This window comes from Steroidobacter sp. (assembly GCF_016790065.1).
Taxonomy (GTDB): domain Bacteria; phylum Pseudomonadota; class Gammaproteobacteria; order Steroidobacterales; family Steroidobacteraceae; genus Steroidobacter.
This window is the reverse complement of record NZ_JAEUPY010000445.1, coordinates 1-7,775: the sequence shown is the minus strand read 5'-3', so window position 1 is coordinate 7,775 and position 7,775 is coordinate 1. Positions and strand designations below refer to the sequence as shown.

5 protein-coding genes and 1 pseudogene are annotated in these 7,775 nt (G+C 61.4%); 4 read left to right on the top strand and 2 right to left on the bottom strand.

What is annotated here, in order from left to right; all coding sequences use genetic code 11:
• Positions 1 to 1,335: serine hydrolase domain-containing protein (locus JNL55_RS18775; RefSeq protein ID WP_293857062.1), on the top strand; the 1,335-nt coding region annotated here is incomplete at its 5' end.
• Between the two features lie 83 nt (positions 1,336 to 1,418).
• On the opposite strand, the gene JNL55_RS18770 is transcribed toward JNL55_RS18775, so the two are convergent.
• Both JNL55_RS18770 and JNL55_RS18765 read right to left on the bottom strand, forming a co-directional pair.
• Complete coding sequence (locus JNL55_RS18770; protein ID WP_293857059.1) at positions 1,419 to 1,625, bottom strand: CsbD family protein; 207 nt, start codon at positions 1,623 to 1,625, stop codon at positions 1,419 to 1,421.
• A gap of 122 nt (positions 1,626 to 1,747) precedes the next feature.
• Positions 1,748 to 2,911: an AAA family ATPase gene (locus JNL55_RS18765; RefSeq protein ID WP_293857056.1), complete on the bottom strand. Its 1,164-nt coding sequence runs from the start codon at positions 2,909 to 2,911 to the stop codon at positions 1,748 to 1,750.
• A gap of 321 nt (positions 2,912 to 3,232) precedes the next feature.
• On the opposite strand from JNL55_RS18765, the gene JNL55_RS18760 reads away from it, so the two are divergent.
• From JNL55_RS18760 to JNL55_RS18750, 3 genes and pseudogenes are all read left to right on the top strand, one after another.
• Entirely contained in the window at positions 3,233 to 4,981 is a 1,749-nt protein-coding gene (locus JNL55_RS18760) for a homoserine dehydrogenase (RefSeq protein ID WP_293857053.1), read from the top strand.
• 30 nt (positions 4,982 to 5,011) lie between these two features.
• A complete protein-coding gene (locus JNL55_RS18755; RefSeq protein ID WP_293857050.1) occupies positions 5,012 to 7,069 on the top strand; it encodes a M13 family metallopeptidase in 2,058 nt (685 codons plus the stop codon).
• Between the two features lie 2 nt (positions 7,070 to 7,071).
• Positions 7,072 to 7,775, top strand: a pseudogene (locus tag JNL55_RS18750) (hypothetical protein); the annotation flags it as partial.

The following is a 7,775-nucleotide window of genomic DNA, read 5'->3' as shown; positions in this document are numbered from 1 at the left end:
TGGGAGGAAGGCTTCGGCTGGGCCGATCGCGCGGCGCGTGTACCGGCGACCGAGCACACCATGTTCTGCCTGGCCTCGCTTTCCAAGACGTTGACCGCCACTGCGATGATGACGCTGGTGCGCGATGGCAAAATCGATTTGGATAAACCGATCAATGACTATCTCGGCGACGACAAGGTCACTTCGTACATCGGCAATCCCAAGGACGTGACCGTGCGTCGCGTGGCTGATCACACCTCGGGCCTGCCCGGCTCCGATCAGTGGTTCTATGGGGACGAGGTACCGAAGACTCCGGATCTGGGCGCGAACATTCGACGCTACGGCATCGTCGTGAATCCGCCCGGCGAGCGCTTCACCTACTCCAATCTTGGCTATGGCGTGCTCGGTCATTTGCTGGCGCAAGTCTCCGGCAAGACGTACGGCCAGTTCATGCAAGAAGCGTTGTTCGTGCCGCTTGGCATGAATCGCTCGGCGCTCGATATCACTCCGGGCTTCGATGCGTACAAGGCCACGCGTTACGACTACAGCGGGCGACCGATTCCGTTTTATCTGTCGGTCGAGCCGGCGTCGGCAACGTTGTTTGCCAGCGCGCACGATCTGGCGCGCTTCGGCATGTTCATCCTGAAGAATCGCTTACCCGATCAGCGTCCGGTGCTGAGCGATGAGCTGATCGACAGCATGACCAAGAACCCGGTGCGCGAGACTGCGGACAGCGGCTATGGCATCGGCTGGGAAGTCTCCAACGTCGGCGGCCATCACGTCATTTCTCACAGCGGTTCAGCGTCGGGCGTCAGCTCCAACTTCATGTTGTTGCCGGAGCAGAATCTCGGCGTCGTCACGCTGGCAAACATTGATGGCGGCGTGTCACGCGACCTGCAGCTGCAGATGCTGCAAGCGATGACTTCGTCTTGGAAAGAGCCACCAGCCGCAGTCAGCAAGCCGAGCGCACCGTTCAAGCCAGGCAAGGATCTGGTCGGTCGTTGGGAAGGCAAGATGCACACTTACGCAGGTGAGTTGCCAATGCAATTGAAGGTGCTCGCGTCGGGCGACGTGCACGTGAGCATCGGCGGCGAAGCGCGTTGGCAGAGTCGCAGCACCGCGCAACAGGAGGCGCTGCTCAACAAGGTGAAATTTGAGGACGGCGTGTTGACCGGTTCGACGTTGGCGCAGATTCAAAACTCGGATACGGCTCGGCATCCGCACACGGTGTCGATCTCGCTGACCAAGCGCGGGCAGGTGCTCAATGGGACAGCGACGGCGGTGTCGCTCTATGACGGGTTATGGATCTATGGACTGCCGTATTGGACGGAACTGAAGAAAGTGTCGGCCAACTGACTCAGCAGCCTCAATTGATTTAGCCAACCGCGCCTCAGTCGGCAACGCGTCGTGCGTGGCCGACCGAGGCGCTTCGATACTGGTTATTGCCAGTTGTTCCTGCTACGAAACTCTTTGGCCTGTTTCTCCGCGTCGTCGCGTGCCAGGCCATAGCGCTCTTGCAGCTTGCCGGCAAGAATTTCAGCATTGCCTTCCAGCTGGTCGATTTCATCGTCCGTGAGTTTGCCCCACTGCTCTTTGATCTTGCCCTTGAGCTGTTTGAAATTACCGGCTGCGATGTCTTTGTTCATGCGAGTCTCCGATTCGATTTGATCGGCGGCACAAGCAGGCGCCGCGCGCGGTAATAACGATTCGAGAGCGCGCAAAGTTCAACTGATGTTTGCTGTGGGCTATTCGACGACGCGCGTGTCCGTCAACGTTCTGGCCAATGCCAGACGGGGCGATCCAGTAGTCCTTGTTCGCGAACCGCGGTCTCGCCGAAATCCTTGGTGAGCTCGATAGCATTGCAGCGCTCGTCGTCTTGAAGCGCGGATAGCAGGCGAGAGGAGTGCGAGACCACCCAGAGTTGAGTGGAGCGGCTCGCGTCGGCAATCAACCGAGCCAGTGGCGGCAGCAGATCCGGATGCAGGCTGGTCTCGGGTTCGTTGAGCACCATCAATTGCGGCGGCCGGGGTGTCAGCAACGCTGCAATCCATAGCAAATAACGCAACGTGCCGTCGGAAAGCTCGGCCGCACTCAGCGGGCGTAACAGTCCGTGCTGATGAAACTCCACTGTGAATGCATGACCGACACGACCGATATCGACGGACGCGCCGGTAAACGCGTCGGCCACGGCCTGATTCAATCGCGAGGCATCGCCGATCTCGCGAATCGTTTGTAACGCGGCGGCGAGATCGCGGCCGTCGTGACTCAACACCGGCGTGCGCGTGCCGAGTTGCGGTTGCCGAATCGGCGACTCGGCGTCGGTACGAAGATGATCGTAGAAGCGCCACGAGCGAATCTGCTCACGCACTGTGAGTATCTCTGGTGCCTGCTCAGCATCCGCAACTTGAGTGAGCATGCTGTCGAACGTGGCCAGGTTCGACGCGAGGATGCGCCATTCGCCACGAGCATCACGCGTGCGCACCACCGGCCCGCGTCTATCGATCAGCAAGGCTGAGGGTCGAAACTTCGGCCCGGACCAGATGCATTCGCGTTTGATTTCCGGATCCAGGGCGAATTCCGAGGTACTGGGTTCGGGCACGCCCAGGTCGATGGCATAGCTGAACTCATCGGACGCGAAGCCCAGTCGCAAGCTGACCGGCTCGCGACGGGGGCCGCCTTGCACCGGATGCTCGCCCCGCTTCATGGCAGCCGAAATGGTCTCCGGACCGGCCCACAACGTGGACTGCAGCCCGCCTTCGCGAGCCAAGGACGCAATGACATTGCCCTGGGCCGTTTCCGCCAGCAGCCGCAAGGTGCGGTACAGGTTGGATTTGCCGGTGCCGTTTTCGCCGCTGACCACGTTGAGCTCGGTCAGCGGCACGATCACCGAGCGCAGCGAGCGGTAGTTGGCAATGGCCAGGGTGGCGAGCATAGGGCCCCAGACTGGCCCAAGCGGCCCCGAAGTGGCAATGGGGTGCGAAGCCGGGCACAGTCCCGGCGGGCCAGGACCGGGTTTTCTTGACAGTCCGGACCCCAGCCTTTAGCGTTCGACTTGCGCCGATTTGAGTTCAGCTTGCGGGCGCTTAAGAAATACGGCTAAAGCGAAGCAAATCCTGCTTGAGCTTTGGCAAGCGGGTTTTTTTATGCCCGTTTGCCGCCCCTAGGGATCCCCTTGGATCCTCCGGTCGGCCCGCCGTATCCCGCCAGCCCCCACATCGACGCCGTAGTAACGGGAATTGTCGGGAGACTTGGCGTGAATCCTTCCATTGTGGTGCTCAAATTCGGTAGCTCGGTATTACAGACCGAGGCCGATCTGCCGCAGGCCATCGACGAGATCTATCGCGAATGGCGGGCCGGGCGGCGGGTCATCGCCGTCGTTTCAGCTTTTGCGGGTCACACCGATCGGCGCTTCGCCGAGACACGCGCCGTTACGACGGATTTACACGAACAGGCTGCCTGGGTGGCTGGGGGCGAGGAAGAGTCCGGCACCAAGCTCGCTGCCGCGCTGGTCGCTCATGGCGTTTCGGCTTGCTACGTCGATGCTCGTGCCGCCGGCTTGCGCGCTCATGGCGAACCGCACGAATCGACGCCGGTCTCCTTGAACGCCGGTTACCTGCGCGATCATTTGCAGGATCATGCCGTGCTGGTGGTGCCCGGCTTCATTGCACACGATATTCAAGGCCGCACCGTGCTGCTCGGCCGCGGCGGTTCGGATCTCACTGCACTGTTCGTCGCCAAGAATCTGGATGCACGCTGTCGACTGCTCAAGGACGTCGACGGTGTGTATGAAAGCGATCCCGCCGTGGTCGAAAACCATGCGCAACGTTTCAATCGGTTGAGCTGGCGCACGGCGCTGGAAATCGGCGGACGAATCATTCAGCCGCGCGCGCTGCAATTCGCGCAGTCGCATGGACAGTCGTTTGAAGTCGCGTGCGTCGATTCGAATCTGTCGACGCTGGTCGATGCCGGCCCCGACGAAATCGCCACGGTCCTGCACGAAACCATTCAGCCGCTGCGGGTGGTGCTGCTCGGCCTGGGCACTGTCGGGCTCGGTGTGTACGCGCACCTGGTGCGTCGGCCGGATCTGTTCGAAGTGGTGCGCGTGGTGGTCAGGGATCTGGACAAGCCTCGTCGTATCGAAGAAGCCAATCTCGAAGTGCCCAAGGCGTTGCTGAGCACCGATGTTTGGGACGCCATCGCCCAGCCGGCGGATCTGGTGATCGAGACTATCGGCGGCATCGAGCCGACCGGCGAAATCGTGCATGCCGCGTTGTCGCGCGGGCGTGCGGTGGTGACGGCCAATAAAGCGCTCATTGCTTCGCGCTGGTGGGAAAAGCTGTCGCGTTTCGCGGCAGGCAAGCAGCCGCGTTTGAAGTTCGGTGCGGCGGTGGGCGGCGCTGTGCCGGTGCTGGAAACGGTGACGGCTTTGGCGCGCCAGTCCGGCGTGGTGCAGGTCCGTGCCATCTTGAACGGTACGTGCAACTTCATACTCGACCAACTCGAGCAGGGGATAGACTTCGACTCGGCGGTGGCGCTGGCGCAAAGCAATGGCTTTGCCGAAGCCGATCCGCATGACGATCTGGTCGGCCTGGATGCGGCTCGTAAGCTCGAATTGATCGCCCGCGCCGCGTTCGGAGAGGCAGCGCACTTCGAGTTGAATGTGCGTGGCATCGTCGGCGTGACGGCGAGTCAGGCCGCGCTGGTGCGCGAAGACGGCTTGAGCCTGAAGCTGGTCGGGACCTGCGAACGCGATGCCGGGCATATCCGCGGTGTGGTCAAGTTGTATGAACTGCCTGCAAGCGACTTCCTCTCCGGCGCGCGTGCGGAACAAAATAGAGTCGAGATAGTAGGGGGGAACGGCCAGGTCGTGCGTCTAGCAGGGAAGGGCGCGGGCCGCTGGCCAACTGCACTTTCCATATTGGGCGATGTCCATGAATACTTGCGGGACCGCCGTCTGGTCGATGCGGATGAGCAGTCGCCGCCCGCGGTGGTGAATGCATGATGGACAACACTGACAGGAACTTGACGGGGCATGAAAAAATCATTGCTGCTGATTGCGGCGCTGGCGCTGCAGTCTGGATGTACCAAAGACAACAAGGCCCCCGTTGCCGCTGCGCAGGCGCCGGCGACGCCGGCCAAAGTTGAGCTGGGAGACTTTGGTTTGGACCTGAGCGCCGGCAATCCTGACATCAAAGCCGGCGACGACTTTTTCGCCCATGCCAGCGGCAAGTGGTACGACAGTTTCGAGATTCCGCCGGATCGTTCTTCTTACGGCCCGTTCCATAAACTCAATGACCTGTCCGAAGAGCGGGTCAAAACCCTGATCGAAAAAGCCGCCGCGGCCAAGCCTGCGGCCGGCACGCCGGAACAAAAGGTCGGCGATTATTTCGCCAGCTTCATGGACGAGGCCGGCATCGAAGCCAAAGGCCTCGGCCCGCTCGAAGCGGACCTGGCTCGCATTCAAGCGGCGCAGAGCCAACGAGACATTGCCACGTTGTTCGGTCGGCCCGGCATCATGTCCACCTTCGGCATCGGCATTTCGCCGGACCTGAAGAATCCCAGCCGTTATTCCATCGATATCGCGCAGTCCGGGCTGGGCTTGCCGGATCGCGACTACTATCTGAAAGACGACGCCAAGCTCAAGGAACATCGCGCCAAATACCTGGCCTACATCGAGCAGATGTTGACGCTGGGCGGTGTCAAAGACGGAGCCAACAAAGCGCGCGGCATCGTGCAGTTCGAGACGGCGCTGGCCAAGGTGCAATGGCCTTTGGAAAAGCGTCGCGACGCTGAGGCGAACTACAACCCGCGCAGCAAAGATGAGTTGCTGAAGTACGCGCCGGGCTTCGATTGGCAGGCGTTCTTCGATGCTTCCGATATCGGTACGCGCCAGGAGTTCGTGCTCGGTCCGATCACTGCGATTCGCGACACTGCCAAGCTGGTCGGCGACACCTCGGTGCAGACGTTGAAGGACTACCTCACCTTCCACCTGTTACGTACCAATGCGACCTTCCTGCCGAAGCGTTTCGACGAAGCCAATTTCGCTTTCTACGGTCAGCAACTGCGCGGTCAGCCACAACAGCGTGAGCGTTGGAAGCGCGGCGTGGCGCTCACCGGCGATGCAGTCGGCGAGTTGGTCGGCCAGGTGTACGTGAAGGAATATTTCCCGCCCGAGTCCAAGGCCAAGATGGAAATCTTGGTCGGCAACCTGCGTGCCGCGTTGAAAGATCGCTTGGCCGATCTGAGCTGGATGAGCGATGAGACACGCAAGCGCGCCGAAGAAAAGCTCGGCACCTTCGTGGCCAAGATCGGTTATCCCGACAAGTGGAAGGACTACAGCGCGTTGGAAGTGCGTCGTGACGACCTCGTCGGCAACGTGCGTCGCGCGGCGATCTGGGATTGGGATCGTAACGTGGCGCGTCTGGATCAGCCGGTGGACCGCGACGAGTGGTTCATGAATGTCACTGACATCAACGCTTATTACAATCCGCTGAATAACGAGATCGTGTTCCCGGCTGCCATTCTGCAGCCGCCGTTCTTCGATCCGGCGGCCGACGATGCCGTGAACTACGGCGGCATCGGTGCGGTGATCGGTCATGAGATCGGCCACGGCTTCGACGATCAAGGTCGCAAGTTCGCGCCCGACGGCAGCTTGCGGGACTGGTGGACCAAGGCCGATGCCGATGCGTTCGGCGCCAAGACCAAGGTGCTGGTCGAGCAATATTCCTCGTTTGATGCCTTGCCGGGTTTGAAGGTCAACGGCGCCACGTCGCTGGGGGAAAACATCGGCGACTTGGGCGGCTTGAACATGGCCTACGAGGCGTATCACAACACCTTGCAAGGCAAGCCGGCGCCGGTGATCGACGGCTTGAGCGGCGATCAGCGTTTCTTCCTGTCCTGGGCTCAGGTGTGGCGTACCAAGATTCGCGACGAAGCGCTGCGCGCTCAGGTGTTGTCCGATCCACATGCGCCGCCGTATTTCCGGGTCAACGGCGCGGTGCGTAACATGGACGAATGGTATGCCGCATTCGACGTGCAGCCGGGCGACAAGTTGTTCCTGCCGCCCGAGCAGCGAGTAAAGATCTGGTGAGGATGAGTTGCGCCCGGCTCGTGGCGATGCTTGGCATCGCCACGCTGTCGGGCTGCAGTAAAGCGCCGCCGGAGCCGCCGCCCACGCCTCCGCCGCTCAGCAAACAAGGGCTGTCGCTGTCTTCCTGGAAGGCGGCTTCGCCCGATCTGCATGACCGACTATTGCTCGCTCATGCGTTGGCCAAGGGCGATACCGAAGCGTTTGTTCTGGTGGCCACTGAAGTTGGCCGGACTCCCTCCGTTGCTGCCGCCATCGCTTCGCTCGGCGGGAATATTCAAACCCGCTTTGATGATGTGGGGTATTTGCGAGTGCGCCTCGCGCTCGATCGTCTTGCTGACGTCAGCGCGCTACCCGATGTGTTGATGGCGCATTTAGATGGCGGCGGGGCGCATGGGTTGTATGCGAACGATCGCGATCGCGTGCGCTACGCGCTGCCTGCCGGTGCGCAGCCATCGCTCGATGCCGGAGCGCTGATTGGGCAGCGAACGCTCGCTGCGAACTCGTCGCGACCTCGCGTCACGACCGATGTGGCCATTTCCTCTCCGAGCGCGGCGTCGGTACGCCCTCATGTCGAGCTGGATGTGGCCGGGTTGTCGCTGAACGCCACCGACACTCTGCTCGGTGCCGACGTTGGTTCGCCGACCACGATGCTGGCGGCTGAGATCGAATCTCTGTTGCAAGCCGCGGCCAGCGCGGAGATCAACGT

Coding starts and splice junctions, on each gene's coding strand:
- JNL55_RS18770 (WP_293857059.1), bottom strand. CDS start 1,625: ATGAACAAAGACATCGCAGCCGGTAATTTCAAACAGCTCAAGGGCAAG.
- JNL55_RS18765 (WP_293857056.1), bottom strand. CDS start 2,911: ATGCTCGCCACCCTGGCCATTGCCAACTACCGCTCGCTGCGCTCGGTG.
- JNL55_RS18755 (WP_293857050.1), top strand. CDS start 5,012: ATGAAAAAATCATTGCTGCTGATTGCGGCGCTGGCGCTGCAGTCTGGA.